A 17645-nucleotide genomic window follows, 5' to 3' on the forward strand; every position below is an offset into this window, starting at 1 on the left:
GGTTCGTCGGCGATGTCGTCGGGGCCGTAGTGGTCGACGAAGCACCAGGCGCCGACCATCCGCCGTCCCATGCTCGGCAGCAGCCGGCGCACCACGGTGCTCTCCCCCAGGGGGACGTGACGGGCCGGCAGCAGATCGCGCACCGGCCCGGTACGGGCCTGGCCCCCGCAATCGGTCGGCGCGGGCCGGAGGTCGAGGTTGCTCATGTCGCGTCCACCACCGTACGGGTCGGTCCGCCGGGGCCGCCCGGTACTCCCGGCCGCCCCGGCCACGGGATCGTCGGCTTCGATCCTCCACCAGGCCGCACCGATCCTCCACCCGGAGCCACCCGCCCGGACGGCGCCCCGGACGGGCCCGGACGAAGCCGTGACGGAGCCCCGGACCGCCCCGGGGCCCGGAACCGCCCCGCCGCCGACCCGCCGTCGATCAGCCGGCGGAACGGTTCGCCAGGGCGGGCCCGAGGAAGGCGACCACGTCGGGCAGGATCCGCCGCCAGTACTCGGCGTCGTGCGCACCGGCGGTGAAGCGGGCCTGGACGTTGTCCCCGGCCAGGCGGCGGGCGGCGTCGCAGAACGGGTCCTCGGTACCGCACCAGACCCCGATCGGGCGGCCGTGCGGCTGGTCCTGGTGGAGCAGCGGCTCGTGCTCGCGCCAGTCGGCCTCGTCCTTGAACACGCCGACCGCCCGGGCGGCACTCCAGGTGCGGAACAGTGCGGGGCTGAGCGCGGCCACAGGGCCGAACGCCGCCCCGCGGTTGCGGGCGTAGCGCAGCGAGCCGAAGCCGCCCATCGAGATGCCCATCGCGCCGGTGGGGGCGCGCAGGCCGCGGGCGGCGAGCCAGCCGGGGAGTTCCTCCAGCAGCATCCGCTGCGGGTCGTCGCCGGACTGCGTGCGCCGCCAGTACGTCGCGTCGCCGCCGTCCAGGGCGACGACGGCGAACGGGGGGATGCCGGCCGCGATGGCGGAGACCAGGACCTGCGGCAGGCCGAGTTCGGTCCAGGCCTGTGCGGTGGCGCCGCGGCCGTGCAGGGCGACGCAGACCGGCAGCTCGGCGGCGGGCGGGACGCCCGGGCCCTGCGGCACGATCGTGATCATCTTCACGGTGGCGCCGTTCCGGGCGGCCGAGCGCTGTTCCTCGTTGCGGAGCGAGGGGACGACGCCGGAGGGGGTCGGAGTGGCGGGCGCGGAGGCGGTGCTGGGGGCACCGGCCGGGGCGCCCGCTGTGCCGGACGGGCCGGCGGCGGGGCCGGGCCCGGGGTCCCGGCCGGAGAGCGCCAGCGCCGCACCGGTGCCGACGACGGCGAGTCCGCCGAGGCCCAGGCCGGCCCTCAGCAACCCGCGCCGCCCGAGCAGCGGCCCGCGGCCCGCCGACCCGGCCCCGAGCAGCGGCGCGCGATCCGCCCACCCGGCGCCGATCCGCAGACCCGTACCGCCGCCACCACGCGCACCGCCACCGTCCGCACTGCCACTTCCCGCACCGCCACCACCGACGACGGGCGGCGCCGACGGCGGGGGCGGTACGGCGGCCATGGCGCCCGGTCCGGTCCGCCCACTCCCCTGGTGGTCCAGGTCCACGGTTCTCCCCTCCGACAAGTCAGCCAGCACTGTACGTCGAGCGGCCGGGCGGGTTCGCACCGAACCGGTCGCAAGGCGTCAAGACCCGGAGGAGAAGTGGTGGAGAGTGGCCGGAATCCGACAACTCACCAGGTCGGCGAGGCCGGGCCCGGCCGTCAGTGGCGGCAGGCCCAGGGGGCGTCCGCCGTCGCCGCGTCGGCCATCGCGCGCAGTTCGGCAACCGCCGCGGCGGGGTCCTTCGCGCCGTAGACCGCCGAGCCGGCCACGAAGACGTCCGCACCGGCCTCGGCGCAGCGCTCGATGGTGCTCGCCGAGACGCCGCCGTCGACCTGCAGCCACAGCTCCAGGCCGTGCTTGTCGATCAGCTCACGGGTGCGGCGGATCTTGGGCAGCATGATGTCGAGGAACGCCTGGCCGCCGAAGCCGGGCTCGACGGTCATGATCAGCAGCATGTCCAGCTCGGGCAGCAGGTCCTCGAAGGGCTCGATGGGCGTGGCCGGCTTGAGGGCCATCGAGGCGCGGGCGCCCTTGGCGCGGATCTCGCGAGCGAGGCGGACGGGCGCGGCGGCGGCCTCGACGTGGAAGGTCACCGAGCCGGCGCCGGCCTCGACGTACTGCGGGGCCCAGCGGTCCGGGTCCTCGATCATCAGGTGGCAGTCGAGCGGGATGTCGGTGGCGCGGGCGAGGGATTCGACGATCGGCACGCCCAGGGTCAGGTTGGGCACGAAGTGGTTGTCCATCACATCGACGTGCAGCCAGTCCGAACCGCGTACGGCCTCGGCCTCCTCGGCGAGCCGGGCGAAGTCCGCGGACAGGATGCTGGGGTTGATCTGCGCCATTGACGATGCCTTCACAGGAGGTGCTTCACAGGAGGGTGGGCGGGCCCGCGGGCGGGCGCCTCGTCCCATCATCTCGCGGGCCGGCGGCGCCCGGTGAACCCCCCGCCCCCGCCGTGATCCTCCTCACACGGCGCGCACCGGCCCGAGGTCCCCGGCCGCCGCTCCGGCCGTCAGCCGGCCGTGCCGGAAGCCCCTGCCGCACCGGCCGCCCCGATCCTCGGCCGGCCCGGTCACCCGGTCACCCCGGGCGGTGGTCCGAGCACGATCCCCCGCCCCGCGTACCAGTGGTCGAGCAGGTCCCAGGGGACCCGCGCGTACGCCTGGGACTCCCCCGGGTAGCCGGACGGGTTGTGGATCACCAGTTCGGCGGGCCCGGCGCCGACCGCCAGCACCAGGTGGCCGGCCCGCCGCGGCCCGCCCGCCCCGGCGGGGGCCGCCGCGCCGGCCTCCGGTTCGCGGATCCCCGGGTGCACCGACAGCACCACCAGCCGGCCGCCGGCCAGCTCCGCCGCGAGCGCGTCCCCGTCCGCCGCCGGGACCGGCCGCGCGGCCAGCCCCCACCGCTCCCGGAGGTACCCGGCGAAGGGCTCGTGGCGCAGTCCGCGCAGCCGGTCGCCCTCGCGCACGTACGCCCCGGCCGCCTCGCACTCGCGGGCCAGCCGCATGGTGGTCGGCAGCACTCCCCACCAGTGGTCGAGGGCCATCCGCAGGCAGGCCACCCCGCAGAGCCGCCACGACCACCAGGCGTACTCCTCCGGCGTGCGCGCGCCGGAGGCGCCCCAGCGCGGGTCGTCGGCCGCGTCCACGGCGCCGGTGACGATCGCGCGCACCAGCTCGGGCGACTCCCACTGGGCGTAGTACGGCACCGCGTGGAGCACGTCGGGCCGGTCGCCCGGCGGGGTGTGCGGCACGGTCCGCTCCGCGGGTCAGGCCAGGATGCGCGGCAGGGTCACCCGCACCCACTCCTCGGGCTGCGCCACGTGCGGGGCGTGGCCGGCGCCCTCGTACAGGTGGCGTTCGGCCTTCGGCAGCGCCAGGTCGATGATGTCCAGGACGGCCCCGTACATCGGCGCGCTGTCGTCGCTCTGGGTCAGCAGGGCGGGCTCGGCGTAGCGGCCGAGGGCGGACAGGTCGAGGTCGGGGGCGTCCGGGTCGCGCAGCTCGTCGAGGTAGGTGGGGGCGTTGCGGACGAACGTGTGCCGGACGGGGGCCGGGAGCCGGGCCCAGGCCCCGGGGCCGAAGGCCACGGTCTCGACGAAGAGCTCGGCCGCCGCCGCGGACTCGGCGGCCTCCAGGAGGTCCCGTACGGGCGCGATGCGGGCGTCGACGGCGGTGGCGATCGGCCGCAGGTCGGGGTCGGCGAGCAGCAGTCCGGCGCCGGGCGGCTCGTGCACGGCGAGGCCGCGCAGCAGGTCGGGGCGGGCGGCGGCTAGGCGCAGCGCGATCAGCGCGCCGTAGGAGTTGCCGCAGACGAAGGCGGGTGCCAGGCCCAGGCCCTCGATCAGGCCGGCCAGGTCGGCGGCGTCCTCGTGGACGGAGCCCTGGGTGAGGGTGTCCTCGCTGCGGCTGTGGCCCCGCCGGTCGTACGCGACCACGGTGGCCTGCTCGGCGAGGCCGGGCGCCACGCGCGCCCAGCTGTCGGCGTCGTCCCACGAGCCGTGGACGAGTACCGCGGCGGGCCCCGAACCCCTCGCCTCGTAGTACAGCGACACCCCGTTCACCCTGATCTCGGCCATGGCGGGCCTCCCGGTCCAGGTCGCACGCCCCCGCCCTCCCCACCAGCCTGACACACCGGGCTGCCGCCGCACCCCGCGCCCGCGGCGGCCCCCATCGTGTCCGCGGCGGCCTCACTGCGGGGCGTCGGGGATCCAGGAGCCGTGGATCGTCGCCGGGACGCGGCGCGGCAGGTGGACGGTGGCGACGGGCGGCCCGGACGGGTCGGCGGCGTCCAGTACCAGCAGTCGGGAGGCGTCCCGGCGGAGGTCGGAGACGACGGTGAGCAGGTAGCCGGCGTCCTCGTCGGTCGCCGCATCACCCGCCGTACCGGTCGCCGCACCGGACTCCGCACCGGACTCCGCAGCGGACTCCGCGGGGACGAACAGCGCCTCGCCCGGCAGGTGCCCCGGGTCGAAGGGCCGCAGCAGGCGCCCGCCGGTGCGCCGGTCGTACTTGACCAGGGCGTGCGGGCCGTTGCCGTGGTCGTCGGGGAAGGCGAGGGAGTACTGGTAGCGGTGCTCGCGGCCGGTGTACGTGTCGTTGATCGTCGGGAACTCCACGGTCAGGTCGTCCAGCCGGTCCTCCGCGACCCGGCCGGTCACCGGGTCGAGCGTCCAGCGGGCGTTGCGCGAGCCGGAGTTGGGTTCGGCGCCGCGGTCGGGGGCGCCCACCCACCAGTTCCACGAGCGCTGCCAGCCCTCGCGCCCGACGCTCGGCCCCTCGACGACGATGCGGCCGAGCGTGTCCTCGTAGGCGTTGGCGAGGTGCATCGCGAAGCCGGGCCGCAGGTCGAACCAGCGGACCGCCGCGGCCCCGCCCGGCCGGCGCGGCACGATCCCGATCCGGGCGGGCTGCGCGTCGCTCCAGGCGTACGGAATGCCGGAGCGCTCGGACGGGTCGAAGGCCACCGAGCCCTCCAGGAAGACCACGTGGTGCTCGGTGAGGGCGAAGTCGTGCTTCAGCGCCGCACTGGCGCCCGGCACCTCCTGGCTCTCCAGCACCTGCCCGTCCGCGGAGGCGACGTGGTGGACCAGGTACGGCGGGAACGGCGAGGAGGCGAAGAAGTGCAGTTCGCCGCTGACCGGGTCCTCCTTGGGGTGGGCGGTCATCGCGGTGCGCAGCCGGCCGCCGAAGTCGTACGCGCCGACGGTCTCCAGCTCGGGGGTGAGCTCGTAGGGCAGCGCCGACTCGCAGAGCGCGAGGAGGCGGCCGGCGTGCTCGATGACGTGGGTGCCGGCGGTGGAGACGGTGAGGTCGGGGCCGTGCTCGGTCAGGTAGCGGGCGCCGTCCAGGGCGGGGGTGTGCACCCAGCGGTTGCGGTACCACTCGGCGCGGCCCTGGTTCAGCCGGATGCCGTGGACCATGCCGCTGCCCTTGAACCAGTGGGTGGGCGTGATGCCGGGCTTGGGGTTGTGGCTGTTGCGGATCAGGCGGCCGGTCAGCTCGGGCGGCAGGGTGCCCTCGACGGTGAGGCCGGTGGCGGTGAGCTCGTCGGCGACGGGGGTGTAGTGGCCGGTCAGGTAGGGCTTCTGGGTCATGGCGGGGTCCTCCTCGTGCGGTGGGTGGCCGTGCGGTGGGTGGCGTGCGGTGGGTGGCCGTGCCTGCGGTGGCTGGCCGTGCGTACGGTGTTTTCCGGCGCCGGACCGGATCAGGCGTGCCGGCTCTCGGCCTCCTGCTTCAGCAGGTGCAGCCATTCCTCCAGGGACTGCCGCAGGGCCAGCTCCAGCGCCTCCGGCTCGGCCTCGACCGGCGCGCCGCTCCAGGACTCCTCGGTGCGGACGATCACGCCCTCGGCGCTCTCCTCGAAGGTCCACACGTGCACGCCGTCGATCCCGTGCGCCGGGCCGCCCCAGACGATGCGGCGCTGCGGGACGACCTCACCGACGGTCGAGGCGATGTCGAGGCCGTGGGTGCGCCACCGGAAGGCGGTCCCGGCGGCGAGCGGGCCGGTGACGGCGGTGCGCTCGATGCCGGTGTGCCACTGCGGCCAGTAGGCGATGGCGGTGTGCAGGGTCCAGACGACGTCGAGCGGGGCGGCGACCACGGTCGAGAGGCGGACGACGACGGGGGCGTCGGGGTCGATGGCGGTGCGGTTCACGGTGGTTCTCCTTGTCGATGATGAACGGAATGAGTGGTTGACCACTCACTTTCGCGGGCCGAAGAGGGGCGGCCGGCGGACCCGTACAGAGTCCGCGACCGCCCACGCCGGTCGAGTCGATCAAGCCCGGTCGAGGCGCTCAGTAGTGCGCGATGCCCGCGCTCAGGGTGCGCGTCCAGGGCGCGTCGACCGCCCCGGCGTCGACCGAGACCAGCAGGTGGCAGAGCATGCCGACGGCGAAGAACTCCTGCACCTGCCCCTCGCTCCCGCCGGAGGCCCCGCGCACGTACTCCACCGTGCGGGCGTAGCCGGCCCGCACGGCGGCGCGGATCGCCGGCTCGGAGACGGCCGCCGCCTGGGCGTGCAGCTGGACCAGCAGCAGGTCGTTGTCCCTGATCAGCCGCGCGTACGCGTCCCCCATGGAGGCGAGTACGGCCTGCGGGTCGCTCCCCGGGGCCTCGGCCGCACCGCGCTCCAGCGCCGCCCGCACCCGGACGAAGCAGTGCTCGACGACCGCGGCGAACAGCACCTCCTTGTTGGGGAAGAGCCGGTAGACGTAGGCCTGGGAGATCCCGGCCGCCTTCGCGACCTCGGTGGTGCTGGTGCCGAAGTACCCCCGGGCCGCGAAGGCGCCGATGGCGGTGCGCAGCACCGTCTCCCGGCGCTCCTCGGCGGTGGACAGCTGGCGTGGCCGTTCCGCTTTCATGTGAGTACTCAACCACTCACACTTCGCCCTGTCAACGGCCGGCCCGCCCCGCGACCCCTCGGCGCGCTACGCTCGCCCGGTCCGCCCCACGTCCCCGCGCCCCGAACGGTGGTCGGCCATGACCGGACCGCAGCACGAGCAGACCCGCACCCGCCGGTACCTGGAGGCGGAGCTCCGCCGACTGGCGGCGGTGGCCGGCCTGCCCGCCGGAGCCCTCGCCGGGTTCGAGGACCACGACGGGGCCCAGCCGTTCATCGGGTTCGGCGAGGACGGCGAGCTGTGCTTCCGAGCCTCGGAACGGGGCCGCCGGGTGCTCGACCTGACCACCCGGGATCCGGACGAGCTCCTCTACTGGGCCTTCGCCGCCGCCACCCACGAGAGCGCCGGCGGCTGGGCCGTCCAGCACGGGCGCCCGGACGAGCCGTACCGGGTGACCCTGTGGCGGCGCCAGTTCGAACTGCTGGCAGCGCTGCGCCCCGCCTGGGCGCAGCGCCGGCGCAGCGAACTGCTCGCCTCCCTACCGGATCCGGCCGACCACCCGCTGGTCCCGCCGCTGCCCGCCGAACGGCCCACCGACCGACCTTGAGCCGATGGGGCCGATGACCGCCGTCGAGGCCGCCCGGCGGGGGCCCTCAGCGGGCCCACGGCCCCCACGAGGCGGGCGGCAAGGGGTCGGCCGGCGCGGAGGTCGGCTGGTCCGGGTGCAGTCCGAGCCGCCGCAGGGCGTCCGCGCGGACCCGGACGGCGACGACGCACTGCACACCGCCGTCCGCGGCCGGGGCGCGCATCAGGTCGATCCGCAACTCCTCGGCCGCGAAGGGATGCCGGTCGATGCCGCGATCACGCAGTCAATGCCCGACCACTCGATCGGGCCGGGGGCTTGCGGCCGCGTTCCGCCAACTCGCGAGGGTCACCCAGTCGTTCTGCTCCATGCCGTCATCATGACGTGCCCGACCGGGCGCCCGTCCGGCGGGTGTCCCTGGGAGCGACCGGCCCCGTCAGCCCGGTCGCCACATGGCGGCGACCTCCACCGGTCCGACCGGCAACCGTTCCAGCAGCTCGAAGCCGAACCGCCGGTAGAGCGGCACGTTGTCCGGGTCCGCCGTGGTCAGGTACACCCCGCCCGGGGTCGACGGGACGGCGTCGAGTGCCCACTCCAGCAGCAGCCGGCCGACGCCCCGACCCTTGGCCTCCGGCCGGACGCCGACGAACTCCAGCGTCCACGCGTCGGCCGGGGCGAGCGCCTCCGCCCGGTGCAGGTAGCGCAGGGTCCGGACCGCCGGGGCGGGCCCGCAGCGGCGCACCGTGCGCGCCAGCCAGGCGGCCTGTGCGGCGGGCCCGGGTGCGGCCCCCGGCGGGGTCAGCACCACGGCGCCCACCCCGGCGCTCACCCCGTCACCGGCCGCACCGCCACCCCCGGCCGGCCGTGCGACGCACCGCAGCCCGCCCGGCAGGCCCGCCTGCGCGGTCAGCGTCGCCGCGAACCAGTGCTCCCGTACCGCCGGCGCCCCGCCGCAGATCCACCGCACGGCCGGCTCCTCGGCGAAGGCGGCGGCGAGCAGCCGGGCGCACTCCCCGACCTCCGGTGCGGCGTCCAGGACGAAGCCGGGGCCGGTTGCCGCCCGCTCAGCCATCGGACGGCCGCCGGGCCCGCAGCGGAGCCTCCGGCACCAGGTGGCAGACCAGCAGTTTGAGGAAGAACAGCGGCCCGAACCAGGCGAGCGCCGTCGGCACCTCCAGCCAGAACAGGCCGACCAGGACGGCCGCCGCGTACGCCGTCATCGCCGTCACCCGCTTCAGCTCCACGGGCGCGAACTCGACCGCCGCCGCACCGGCCGCCAGCAGCGCGCCGTTGCCGAGCAGCCAGACCGGGTCGTCCAGCACCACCAGCCCGAACGCGGCCAGGTGCACCACGTGGGCGCCGACGAAGAGCAGCCGGGCCCGCCGCACACCGGGCGCCTCGCGGTGGTACCAGCGCTTGGCGGCGTTGGTCGCATTGGTGAGCACGCCGCCGACCAGGTCCAGCCCGGCGACCGCCACCACGACGAGCTGCCAGCCCGACCAGTCGCGGTACGCCCCGGACGCGGCGATGCCGGCCACCAGCAGCAGGACGCACACCGCGGCGCCGGCGAACTCGGCCGCGGACTCGGCGCGGGACTTGCCCGGGCCCATGAACCGCTCCAGGCGCCCGCCGAGGCCGGCGCCGGACGGGGGTATCGCCCAGTCGACCTCCAGGTCGGTGCGCATCACCGCCCGCCTCCCCAGAGTCCGCGCAGCAGCGTCCAGACCTCGCCGGTGCCGGGCTCCCGGCCGGCCCGCAGCTCGCCGAGCGCCCAGCCGTCGGCCGCGCGCAGCACGGCGGAGGTGGCGGCGACCAGCAGGCCGCGGTCGACGTCGGTGCGGATCACCCCGAGCCGCTGGCCGTCCGCGACCAGGTCGGTGAACCAGTCGAGCCAGGCGCCGCCGCCGGCCGAGCCGATCGCGGCGTCGGCGAGCGCCAGGTCGTCGGGGTGCTGCGCCAGGTGGGCGGCGAGGGCGGACGCCCCCGCCTCCAACTGCGCCCAGAACGCGGCGGCGTCCGCCCCGGGCCGCCACGGGCCCAACTCCCCCAGCAGGCGGGCGAGTACGTCGTCCAGGACGGCGGCGAGCAGGTCCTCGCGGCCGTCGAACCACTGGTAGGCCGCGGTCTTGGAGAAGCCGGCCGCCTCGATGATCTTGTTGTACGAGGCGGCCTCGGGGCCGTGCTCGGCGAAGTGCTGCCGGGCCACGGCCAGGATCGCGTCCCGGCGCTCGGCGGGCAGCCGGTGGAAACGGGGAAGTGGAGACATGCACCAACAGTACACACCAGCAGTGTGTACCACCAGTACACTCGACCGGTTCACCCGCCGACCCCCACCCAGCCGGTTCACCCCGCCGGTTCACCGCCCGCTCCCGCAGCCCCCGATCCCCGCCGGCCGCCCACCCGCCCACTTCCCCGCGGTCAGTCCGACTGCTTCGCGAGCTCCTCCAGTGCCGCCTCCAGCGCCCGCCCGGCCTCCACCGGCAGGTCCGGGGCCACCCCGACGCCCTCCCAGTTGCCGCCGGTGACCGCGTTGATCGTGCGCGCCCCGGGCACCGTCACCAGGACGTGCTCGGCCACCGGGTACCGCTTGGTGGGGTGGGCGCCGCCGCGGGTGGTCTCCCCGATCACCGCGGCCCGCCCGAGCGCCTGCAGCGTGTACGCGACGTCCTCGCCGCCGGAGAAGGTGGCGGCGCTGGTCAGCACCTTGACGGGGCGGTCCAGGTAGCGCGGGGCCGGCAGGTGGGCCGCGGTCCAGTGCTGCCGGGTGAGGCCCGTGCCGCGGTCGTACATGTCGTTGAGGTGGGTGCCGCTGTCCGGGAAGAAGTAGCTGCACCACATCGCCGCTCCCTCGGGCGCACCGCCCTTGCACGCCCGCAGGTCGAGCACCAGCGCGGACGTCCCGGCGACCAGCTCCATGGCCGCGCCGATCGCCCGCGACCCCTCCGCCGGATCGGTGATCCGGCGGACGTCCAGGTAGCCGATGTTGCCCTCCAGGTGCTCGAAGCGGTGGATGCCCTGGGACTCGGCCCGCAGCACCGCCAGGAACGCCGCCCGGCCGCCGTCCTCGTCCGCCGGTTCCAGCGACAGCGGCTCCTCGCTCCAGAGCAGCCGCAGGTGCCTGTCGGGACAGACCTCCTGCAGGTGCGCGGTGACCGCCTCGCACAGGGCGGGCCCGTCCAGGTGCTCGTACTCCCCCGCCGCGAGCCGGCGCCGGATCGCGGCGTCGATGGCGGCGGTCCGCTCGGGGAAGACGTAGCCGGCGGTGATGCGCTCCAGCGCGGCCTCGATTATCTCCGTGGTCGTGATCATGGCGGGATGATAGGTCAACGGCGCGCCCGGACCACCGGATCCGCGCCCCGCCCCGAAAATCCGGGGCGCCCGCCGCCCCGCGCGACTAGCCTGAGCCCGTGTCAGGTGCCGAACTGCGGCGGATCACCGCCTTCCTGGCCGGCTTCGCCCGCCGCCAGGCCGACCGGACCGTCGAACTGCCGGGCGGCTTCGCCGTGTTCAACGACGAGTTCCCGACCTCCTGGGCCGACAACCAGGTCCACGTCGACCGTACCGACGTCGATCCGGCCGCCCTGCCGGAGCTCGTCGACCGGGCGCTGGCCGAGCGCCCGTTCCGCTTCGTCACCGTCCTGGACGGCGACTTCGGGGACGCCTGCGCCGAGCCCTTCGAGCGTGCGGGCTACACCCGGTCGACCTACCTGGTGATGCTGCACACCGGCCCCCTCCCGCCGCTCGCCCCGGCGCACCGGGCGGCCGACGTCCCACTGGACGCCTTCCGCGGCCCCCTCGCCGCGAGCTGGCGCAGCTACCTGCCGGAGGCCGACGACGCCACCGTCCGCGCCCTGGTCGACCGCCGCGAGGTGCGCCGCCGGGGCGCGGAGCAGGTGCGGTTCCTGGGCGCCCGGACGGCCGCGGGCGAGGTGGCGGCCTGGGCCGACCTCTACCTCCAACCGGGCGACGGGGTCGCCCAGTTCGAGGACCTCATGACCGACCCGGCGCAGCGGCGGCGCGGGCACGCCGACACCGTCCTCGGCACCGCCCTGCACCTGGCCGCCGAGGCCGACTGCGGCACCCGCTTCCTCACCGCCGAGTCCGACGACTGGCCGCGCGGCTGGTACGAGCGCCGCGGCTTCACCGCCGTCGGCCGCACCCACTGCTTCCACCGCACCTGAGCGGAGGCACGCCCGGCGCACCACGCCGCGGCCCCGGGCGCAGGGGCCGGCCGCCGCCCGGGGCAGAGGGCGGCTCGGCCGGACAGGGCGGCTACGCCCCGGCGGCGCGCAGGTCGGGGCGCCCCTTCGCCGTCAGGCCGTGCGCCGCAGCAGCGCCAGGTACATCGCGTCCGTCCCGTGCAGGTGCGGCCAGAGCTGCACGTCGGGGCCGTCGCCCAGCGCGGGTACCCCGGGCAGCAGCGGGCGGGCGTCGATCCACTCGACCCGCTGCCCCTCCGTGCGCAGCACGTCGTCGACCACGGCCCGGGTCTCCGCGAGGTGCGGCGAGCAGGTCGCGTAGCCGACCACCCCGCCGATCCGGGTCGCGTCGATCGCCGAGCGCAGCAGCGAGCGCTGGAGCGGCCCGAAGGCGGCGACGTCGGCGGGCCGGCGGCGCCAGCGGGCCTCGGGGCGGCGGCGCAGCGCGCCGAGGCCGGAGCAGGGCACGTCCACCAGGGTCCGGTCGAAGCCGCCCTCCTGCCAGGCCGGCCGGGTGCCGTCGGCGGCGATCACGGTGTACGGGCCGGGGTTGCCCTCCAGGGCGCGGGCCACCAGGCGGGCGCGGTGCGGCTGCTTCTCGCTGGCGACCAGGGCGGCGCCGCGCTGGGCGGCGAGGGCGCCGAGCAGGGCGGCCTTCCCGCCGGGGCCGGCGCAGCCGTCCAGCCAGAGCCGGTCGGGGCCGTCCAGCGGGGCGGCGGCGAGGGCGAGCGCGACGAGCTGGCTGCCCTCGTCCTGGACCCCGGCGCGGTTGTCCTTGACGGCGTCCAGGCCGCCGGGGTCGCCGCCCTCGGCGAGCCGCAGCGCGAACGGGGACCAGCGGCCGGGCTGGGCCTCGGGCAGGGCGTCGGCGAGTTCGGCGACGGTGACGCGGCCGGGGCGGGCGACCAGGGTGACCTCGGGGCGCTCGTTGTCGGCGCGCAGCAGTTCCTCGACGGCGGTGCGCCCGGAGGCGTCGGGCTGCCAGCGGCCGAGGGAGTCCCAGAGCGCGGCGACCACCCAGCGGGGGTGGGAGTGGACGACCGCGAGGTGGTCCTCGGCGTCCTGGTCGTACGGCGGGGCGACGCGCGCGATCCAGTCGTCGAGGTCGTGGGCGCTGATCCGGCGCAGGACGGCGTTGACGAACTTGGCCTTGCCGTCGCCGAGCACCACGCGGGCCAGTTCGACGGTCGCGGAGACGGCGGCGTGGCTGGGGATGCGGGTGGCGAGCAGTTGGTGGGCGCCGAGCGACAGGACGTCCAGGACCGGCGGGTCGACCTTGCCCAGCGGCCGGTCGATGCAGGCGGCGATGATCGCGTCGTAGGTGCCCTGGAGGCGCAGGGTGCCGTAGACGAGTTCGGTGGCGAGGGCGGCGTCGCGCCGTTCCATGCCCTTCTGCTCGGCCTCGCGGAGCAGGGAGGGGAGGATCAGGTTGGCGTAGGCGTCGCGCTCGTCGACGGCGCGCAGGGCACGGAAGGCGACGATCCGGGCCGGGTCCTTCTTGGGACGGCGGTGCGGGCGGGGTGCGCGCGGGGCGGCGGGACGGCTGCTGGGCGTGTTCATGGGGTGCCTCGAATGTGCTGCGGAATCGGGTGCCGCGGAAACGGGTGGTACGAATCGGGTACTGCGAGAACGGGTTTTGCAGGAACAGGGACTGCGGGAACAGGTCGTACGGGAACAGGTCGTACGGGATCGGGTTCCCGGGGGCCCGCGCCACGGACCCCCGGTGGGAACAGTAACGCCGAACCGGCGGTTCAGCCCGCGAAGCGCTCGCCGGACTCGATCCGGGCCCCGCGGGCCCAGTCGGCGGCGCGCATCGCCTTCTTGCCCTGCGGCCGGACCTCGCCGAGTTCGACGTCGTGGCTGCCGGTGCCGACCCGGACGGCGTTCTTGCTGACCGCGAGCTCGCCGGGGGCCAGCTCGGCGGAGCCGGTCAGCAGGGCGACCGGGCCGGTGACCTTGAGCCGTTCGCCGCGGAAGGTGGTCCACGCCCCGGGGGCGGGCGCGCAGCCGCGCACCACCCGGTCGACCCGCAGCGCGGGGTGGGTCCAGTCGATCCGGGCGTCCTCGACGCTGATCTTCGGGGCGAGGGTGATGCCCTCGGCGGGCTGCGGCACGGCGTGCAGCGAGCCGTCGGCGATGCCGTCCATGGTGGCGGCGAGCAGGCGGGCGCCGGACTGCGCGAGGCGGCCGAGGAGTTCGCCGCTGGTGTCGGTGGCGCGGATCTCCTCGGTGACGACGCCGAAGACCGGGCCGGAGTCGAGGCCCTCCTCGATGCGGAAGGTGGAGGCGCCGGTGACCTCGTCGCCGGCGAGCACCGAGTGCTGCACCGGGGCGGCGCCGCGCCAGGCGGGCAGCAGCGAGAAGTGCAGGTTGACCCAGCCGTGCTTCGGGATCTCCAGCGCGCCGGGGCGCAGCAGGGCGCCGTAGGCGACCACCGGGCAGCAGTCGGGGGCGAGTTCGGCGAGCCGGGCGAGGAAGTCCGGGTCGCCGGGCTTCGCGGGCTTGAGGACCTCGATCCCGGCCTCCTCGGCGCGCTGGGCGACGGGGCTGGCGACCAGCTTGCGTCCGCGGCTGGCGGGGGCGTCGGGGCGGGTGACCACCGCGACGACCTCGTGCCGCTCGGAGGCGAGCAGGGCGTCCAGGGCGGGAACGGCGACCTCGGGGGTGCCGGCGAAGACGAGGCGCATCAAGTGCCTTTCCGGAGTGCGGAGTCGGGGGGTTCGGCGAAGGGCGGCGACGCGCTGCCTCGACGGGTCGTGCTGGTCACCGGCCAGTCTATGCAATCGCCTCGGGGCGCCCGCCCACCGCGGCGGGGACCGCCGGGCACCGGGCCGACCGCGGGGGTCGGGGGCCGGGTTCTGCCGCTGTTCCGTTCATCTGGCATATCCCGAGTCCGCCCGGCTGCGTGACCCCGGCCCCCGGTCCGGCGTTGGTCAAGTGGGATTGACCGGGGCCGGGGCGTCCCGGCCCGCACCAGCGAGCGGCGGGCGCCCCGACCGAGCCGAACCGTACGGAAGGTGGCACACAGGCCATGGCCGAGCAGATCAATCACGACGCCCGGGCGCGGGCGAGCCTGCACCTGCTGGTGCGGGACATCGAGCGGGTGAGGCGCCAGGTCGACGCGCTGCGGACGCTGACCGCCCAGCTGGGCAACGTCTACCGGCCGCGCCGGCCCAGCACCTCCGCCGGGTTCGTGGTGTACGGGCGGGCGCCCGCGCCGACCGTCCGGCTGGCGCAGGAGCTGCGGGAGAGCGTGGAGACGCTGGTCGCGGCGGCGGTCGAGTTCGACCGGGCGCTGGGCTTCTCCTGGGACTCGGTGGGCTCGGCCCTCGGGGTCACCAAGCAGGCGGTGCACCGCCGGTACGGGATGCGTCGGCCGACCAGCGAGCTGCTGGCCGCGAGCGGGGCCGGGGTGCCGGGTCCGGCCCGGCCTGACCGCTCCGAGGAGCTGCCGGCCCCGGCGCCGGCCGGTCCGGTGGCGAGCGTCCCGGCGGCGCGCCAGGGCGGGCTGGACCGGGCGGCGCTGGAGCGCGGGGCCGCCGAGCGCAGCGGACTCGGCGGCGGGATCGACCGCGGCAAGGGCCTGGACCGCACCGGCGTGCCGCTGCGCGGCTGAGCGCCCCGAGGGCGGGGTGAGCCGTCACCCCGCCCCGACCCGCGGCCGCACCCCCCGCAACCACCGCCCCCGGACCCGACCCGACACCGCGCCCCGCCGCTCCCGGGCCCAGCACCCCCGAACCCGACACTCCCGGACCCGACACCGCCGAGCCCGCAGCACCCCGACCGGGCAGACCGCTCCTCACCCGAGATCGGTCGGGTCGATCCGCACCTTGACCGGCTCCGGCGCCCGCAGCGCGATCCGCGCGATCTGCGCCGCCTTCAGCGCGGACGCCAGCGCCGCGCCCTGCCCGGGCGCCACCCGCAGCAGTGCCCGCTCCTGCTCCTCGCCGCGCAGCGGCGGCAGCTGCACCGGGCCGAGCACCGCCGCCCCCTCCGGCAGCCGGATCAGCCCGAGCAGGTCGGCCACCGCCCCCGGGCTGCCGGTCACCGAGGCCATCCGGGAGACCGGCGGCAGGTGGAGCTGGGCGCGTTCCTCCCGTTCGTGGCCGGCGTGGCCCGCCGGGTCCCAGCGGACCAGTGCCTGCACCGGTCGCGCGGTCGGTTCGGCGACCACGACCACGGTGCCGCCCTCCGCGGCCGGCCGCACCAGTGCGGAGGCCGCCAGCCAGAGGCGCAGCGCCTCCTCGCCGGCCCGCAGGTCGGGCCGGCCGAGCAGCGCCCAGCCGTCGAGCAGCAGCGCCGCCGCGTAGCCGGGGCCGCTCTCGACGACCGGTTCGGCGCCGGGGGTGGAGATCACCAGCGAGGGTTCGTCGGGCACGGTGGCCAGTACGGCGTCCCGGCCGGAGGTCCGCACCGGGATGCGCGGGAACGCCTTGCCCAGTTCCTCCGCCGTGCGGCGCGCCCCGACCACCTGGGCGCGCAGCCGGAACGACCCGCACTCCGGGCAGTGCCAGTCGGCCTCGCCCTCCCCGCACCAGGCGCAGCGCAGCGGCGCGTCGGTGGCGACCGATTCGAGCGGGCCCTCGCAGTGCCGGCAGCGCGCGGGGGTGCGGCAGCGCCCGCAGGCGAGCCGGGGCACGTAGCCGCGCCGGGGCACCTGGATGAGGACGGGCCCGCCGGCCGCGAGGGCGTCCCGGGCGGTCTCCCAGGCGACCGAGGGCAGCCGGGCGGCCTGCGCGGCGGCGTCCCGGTGCTGGTCCTGGTCGGTGACGGTGCGGACCCGGGGGGCCGCCTGCCGGACGGTCTCGCGCTCGGCGGCGAGCGGGCGGGCCCAGCCGGTGGCGACCAGCTGCGCTCCTTCGACGGTGACGGTGTGGCCGCCGAGCAGCACGCCGGCGCCCTCCTCGGCGGCCCGCAGCAGCGCGACCTCGCGCACGTGCGGGTGCGGGGCGCGCGGGTCGCTGTGGCTGCTGTCGCCGTCGGACCACACCACCACCAGGCCGAGGTCGCGGACCGGCGCGAACATGGTGGCCCGGGTGCCGATCGCCGCGCGGACGGAGCCGCGGCTGACCGCCAGCCAGCGCCGGTAGCGTTCGCGCGGGCCGAGGTCGGCGGCGAGGACGGCGTGCTGTCCCTCGCCGAGCAGCTCGGTGAGCGCCCGGTCGACGCGTGCGGTGGCCCGGCCGTCGGGCAGCACGACCAGGGCGCCGCGGCCGCCGGCCAGGGTCGCGGCGACGGCCCGCGCGATCTCGTACGGCCAGCCGGGTCCGGGCAGGGCGGTCCAGACGGCGCGCGGGGAGCCGCCGGCGGTGAGCGCGGCGAGGAAGTCGGGGCCGGCGGGGTAGCGGGCCCAGCCGCCGGGCTGCGGCGGCTGCGGCCGGGGCAGCGGGGCGGGCGAGGGCTCGGCCTCGGCCTTGGCGTGCCGGGGCGGGATCGCGAGCTGCAGGACGTCGGCCAGGGTGCCGGCGTAGCGGTCGGCGACGGTGCGGCACAGCCGCAGCAGCTGCGGGGTGAGCACCGGTTCGGGCGAGAGCACCTGGGCGAGGGCGGCGAGCGGGCCGGCGAAGTCGCTCTCCGGGAGGCGGGCGACGATGAAGCCGTCGTGCAGTTCGCCGCCCTGGCGCTCCCCCTTCACCACGCGCGCCCCGAAGCGCACCCGTACGCGGGCGCCGGGTTGTGCGTCGTCGGCCATGCTGGCGGGCACCGCGTAGTCGAAGAACTTGTCGATGGTCAGCACGCCCTTGTCGACCACCACCCGGGCGACCGGCAGGTGCTCGGCCCGCTTGGAGCCGCGCCAGGTGCGCGGTTTCGCCCGGCGGACGGTCTCCCGGATGAACGCCAGCTGCTCCGGCTCCGGCGCCGATCCGCTCTCCTCTGTGCTGCTCATCGCTCCCAGTACTACCAGGTCCCACGGACAACGACCACAGGCGGTGACCGCCCCGGCGAGGGG

The 17645-nt window shown here is 76.5% G+C and carries 18 protein-coding genes and 1 pseudogene; 3 read left to right on the forward strand and 16 right to left on the reverse strand.

Annotation, left to right across the window (positions count from 1 at the left end):
* The 8 genes and pseudogenes from ACWGB8_RS33630 to ACWGB8_RS33665 all read right to left on the reverse strand — a co-directional run.
* A pseudogene (locus tag ACWGB8_RS33630) lies at window positions 1-206 on the reverse strand (pirin family protein); the annotation flags it as partial.
* 220 nt (window positions 207-426) lie between these two features.
* Entirely contained in the window at window positions 427-1575 is a 1149-nt protein-coding gene (locus ACWGB8_RS33635) for an alpha/beta hydrolase (protein ID WP_452217441.1), read from the reverse strand.
* A 155-nt stretch (window positions 1576-1730) separates the two neighbouring features.
* On the reverse strand, window positions 1731-2414 hold the full coding sequence (gene rpe, locus ACWGB8_RS33640) for a ribulose-phosphate 3-epimerase (protein ID WP_452217442.1): 684 nt from the start codon (window positions 2412-2414) through the stop codon (window positions 1731-1733).
* Between the two features lie 230 nt (window positions 2415-2644).
* Window positions 2645-3325 carry a C39 family peptidase gene (locus tag ACWGB8_RS33645; protein WP_452217443.1) on the reverse strand — a complete coding sequence of 227 codons (681 nt, stop codon included), beginning with the start codon at window positions 3323-3325 and terminating at the stop codon, window positions 2645-2647.
* Window positions 3326-3340: 15 nt separating this feature from the next.
* Window positions 3341-4150, reverse strand: a complete 810-nt coding sequence (locus tag ACWGB8_RS33650) for an alpha/beta fold hydrolase (RefSeq protein ID WP_452217444.1) — start codon at window positions 4148-4150, stop codon at window positions 3341-3343.
* 111 nt (window positions 4151-4261) lie between these two features.
* Entirely contained in the window at window positions 4262-5668 is a 1407-nt protein-coding gene (locus tag ACWGB8_RS33655) for a carotenoid oxygenase family protein (RefSeq protein ID WP_452217445.1), read from the reverse strand.
* A 110-nt stretch (window positions 5669-5778) separates the two neighbouring features.
* Window positions 5779-6228, reverse strand: coding sequence for an SRPBCC family protein (locus tag ACWGB8_RS33660; protein ID WP_452217446.1), 450 nt, complete (start codon window positions 6226-6228; stop codon window positions 5779-5781).
* Window positions 6229-6367: 139 nt separating this feature from the next.
* Complete coding sequence (locus ACWGB8_RS33665; protein ID WP_452217447.1) at window positions 6368-6934, reverse strand: TetR/AcrR family transcriptional regulator; 567 nt, start codon at window positions 6932-6934, stop codon at window positions 6368-6370.
* A 118-nt stretch (window positions 6935-7052) separates the two neighbouring features.
* Here ACWGB8_RS33665 and ACWGB8_RS33670 point away from each other — a divergent pair, with 118 nt between their 5' ends.
* Window positions 7053-7520 carry an Imm63 family immunity protein gene (locus ACWGB8_RS33670; RefSeq protein WP_452217448.1) on the forward strand — a complete coding sequence of 156 codons (468 nt, stop codon included), beginning with the start codon at window positions 7053-7055 and terminating at the stop codon, window positions 7518-7520.
* A 46-nt stretch (window positions 7521-7566) separates the two neighbouring features.
* On the opposite strand, the gene ACWGB8_RS33675 is transcribed toward ACWGB8_RS33670, so the two are convergent.
* The 5 genes from ACWGB8_RS33675 to ACWGB8_RS33695 all read right to left on the reverse strand — a co-directional run bounded on the left by ACWGB8_RS33675 (window position 7567) and on the right by ACWGB8_RS33695 (window position 10805).
* A complete protein-coding gene (locus ACWGB8_RS33675) occupies window positions 7567-7737 on the reverse strand; it encodes a hypothetical protein (RefSeq protein WP_452217449.1) in 171 nt (56 codons plus the stop codon).
* Between the two features lie 195 nt (window positions 7738-7932).
* Window positions 7933-8568, reverse strand: coding sequence for a GNAT family N-acetyltransferase (locus ACWGB8_RS33680; protein WP_452217450.1), 636 nt, complete (start codon window positions 8566-8568; stop codon window positions 7933-7935).
* Entirely contained in the window at window positions 8561-9181 is a 621-nt protein-coding gene (locus tag ACWGB8_RS33685) for a hypothetical protein (protein WP_452217451.1), read from the reverse strand. Before ACWGB8_RS33685 ends, ACWGB8_RS33680 begins: the two co-directional genes overlap by 8 nt.
* Entirely contained in the window at window positions 9181-9762 is a 582-nt protein-coding gene (locus ACWGB8_RS33690) for a TetR/AcrR family transcriptional regulator (protein WP_452217452.1), read from the reverse strand. The genes ACWGB8_RS33685 and ACWGB8_RS33690 overlap by 1 nt, the downstream gene beginning before the upstream one ends.
* Before the next feature lie 152 nt (window positions 9763-9914).
* Window positions 9915-10805, reverse strand: a complete 891-nt coding sequence (locus ACWGB8_RS33695; protein ID WP_452217453.1) for a S41 family peptidase — start codon at window positions 10803-10805, stop codon at window positions 9915-9917.
* Window positions 10806-10903: 98 nt separating this feature from the next.
* Between ACWGB8_RS33695 and ACWGB8_RS33700 the strand changes: the two genes are divergently transcribed.
* Window positions 10904-11677 carry a GNAT family N-acetyltransferase gene (locus ACWGB8_RS33700; RefSeq protein ID WP_452217454.1) on the forward strand — a complete coding sequence of 258 codons (774 nt, stop codon included), beginning with the start codon at window positions 10904-10906 and terminating at the stop codon, window positions 11675-11677.
* Between the two features lie 132 nt (window positions 11678-11809).
* On the opposite strand, the gene ACWGB8_RS33705 is transcribed toward ACWGB8_RS33700, so the two are convergent.
* Both ACWGB8_RS33705 and fmt read right to left on the reverse strand, forming a co-directional pair.
* Entirely contained in the window at window positions 11810-13255 is a 1446-nt protein-coding gene (locus ACWGB8_RS33705) for an RsmB/NOP family class I SAM-dependent RNA methyltransferase (RefSeq protein ID WP_452217455.1), read from the reverse strand.
* Between the two features lie 191 nt (window positions 13256-13446).
* Complete coding sequence (gene fmt / locus ACWGB8_RS33710) at window positions 13447-14382, reverse strand: methionyl-tRNA formyltransferase (RefSeq protein WP_452217456.1); 936 nt, start codon at window positions 14380-14382, stop codon at window positions 13447-13449.
* Window positions 14383-14726: 344 nt separating this feature from the next.
* Here fmt and ACWGB8_RS33715 point away from each other — a divergent pair, with 344 nt between their 5' ends.
* A complete protein-coding gene (locus ACWGB8_RS33715) occupies window positions 14727-15311 on the forward strand; it encodes a hypothetical protein (RefSeq protein WP_452217457.1) in 585 nt (194 codons plus the stop codon).
* Between the two features lie 183 nt (window positions 15312-15494).
* On the opposite strand, the gene ACWGB8_RS33720 is transcribed toward ACWGB8_RS33715, so the two are convergent.
* Complete coding sequence (locus ACWGB8_RS33720) at window positions 15495-17582, reverse strand: primosomal protein N' (RefSeq protein WP_452217458.1); 2088 nt, start codon at window positions 17580-17582, stop codon at window positions 15495-15497.
* Between the last annotated feature and the right edge of the window lie 63 nt (window positions 17583-17645).

The sequence above is a fragment of the Kitasatospora sp. NPDC054939 genome (genome assembly GCF_053610105.1).

Bases quoted from the DNA above. Each gene is read 5' to 3' on its own strand.
- rpe (WP_452217442.1), bottom strand. From the start codon at position 2,414: ATGGCGCAGATCAACCCCAGCATCCTGTCCGCGGACTTCGCCCGGCTC.
- ACWGB8_RS33650 (WP_452217444.1), bottom strand. From the start codon at position 4,150: ATGGCCGAGATCAGGGTGAACGGGGTGTCGCTGTACTACGAGGCGAGG.
- ACWGB8_RS33655 (WP_452217445.1), bottom strand. From the start codon at position 5,668: ATGACCCAGAAGCCCTACCTGACCGGCCACTACACCCCCGTCGCCGAC.
- ACWGB8_RS33665 (WP_452217447.1), bottom strand. From the start codon at position 6,934: ATGAAAGCGGAACGGCCACGCCAGCTGTCCACCGCCGAGGAGCGCCGG.
- ACWGB8_RS33670 (WP_452217448.1), top strand. From the start codon at position 7,053: ATGACCGGACCGCAGCACGAGCAGACCCGCACCCGCCGGTACCTGGAG.
- ACWGB8_RS33680 (WP_452217450.1), bottom strand. From the start codon at position 8,568: ATGGCTGAGCGGGCGGCAACCGGCCCCGGCTTCGTCCTGGACGCCGCA.
- ACWGB8_RS33685 (WP_452217451.1), bottom strand. From the start codon at position 9,181: ATGCGCACCGACCTGGAGGTCGACTGGGCGATACCCCCGTCCGGCGCC.
- ACWGB8_RS33690 (WP_452217452.1), bottom strand. From the start codon at position 9,762: ATGTCTCCACTTCCCCGTTTCCACCGGCTGCCCGCCGAGCGCCGGGAC.
- ACWGB8_RS33695 (WP_452217453.1), bottom strand. From the start codon at position 10,805: ATGATCACGACCACGGAGATAATCGAGGCCGCGCTGGAGCGCATCACC.
- ACWGB8_RS33705 (WP_452217455.1), bottom strand. From the start codon at position 13,255: ATGAACACGCCCAGCAGCCGTCCCGCCGCCCCGCGCGCACCCCGCCCG.
- fmt (WP_452217456.1), bottom strand. From the start codon at position 14,382: ATGCGCCTCGTCTTCGCCGGCACCCCCGAGGTCGCCGTTCCCGCCCTG.
- ACWGB8_RS33715 (WP_452217457.1), top strand. From the start codon at position 14,727: ATGGCCGAGCAGATCAATCACGACGCCCGGGCGCGGGCGAGCCTGCAC.
- ACWGB8_RS33720 (WP_452217458.1), bottom strand. From the start codon at position 17,582: ATGAGCAGCACAGAGGAGAGCGGATCGGCGCCGGAGCCGGAGCAGCTG.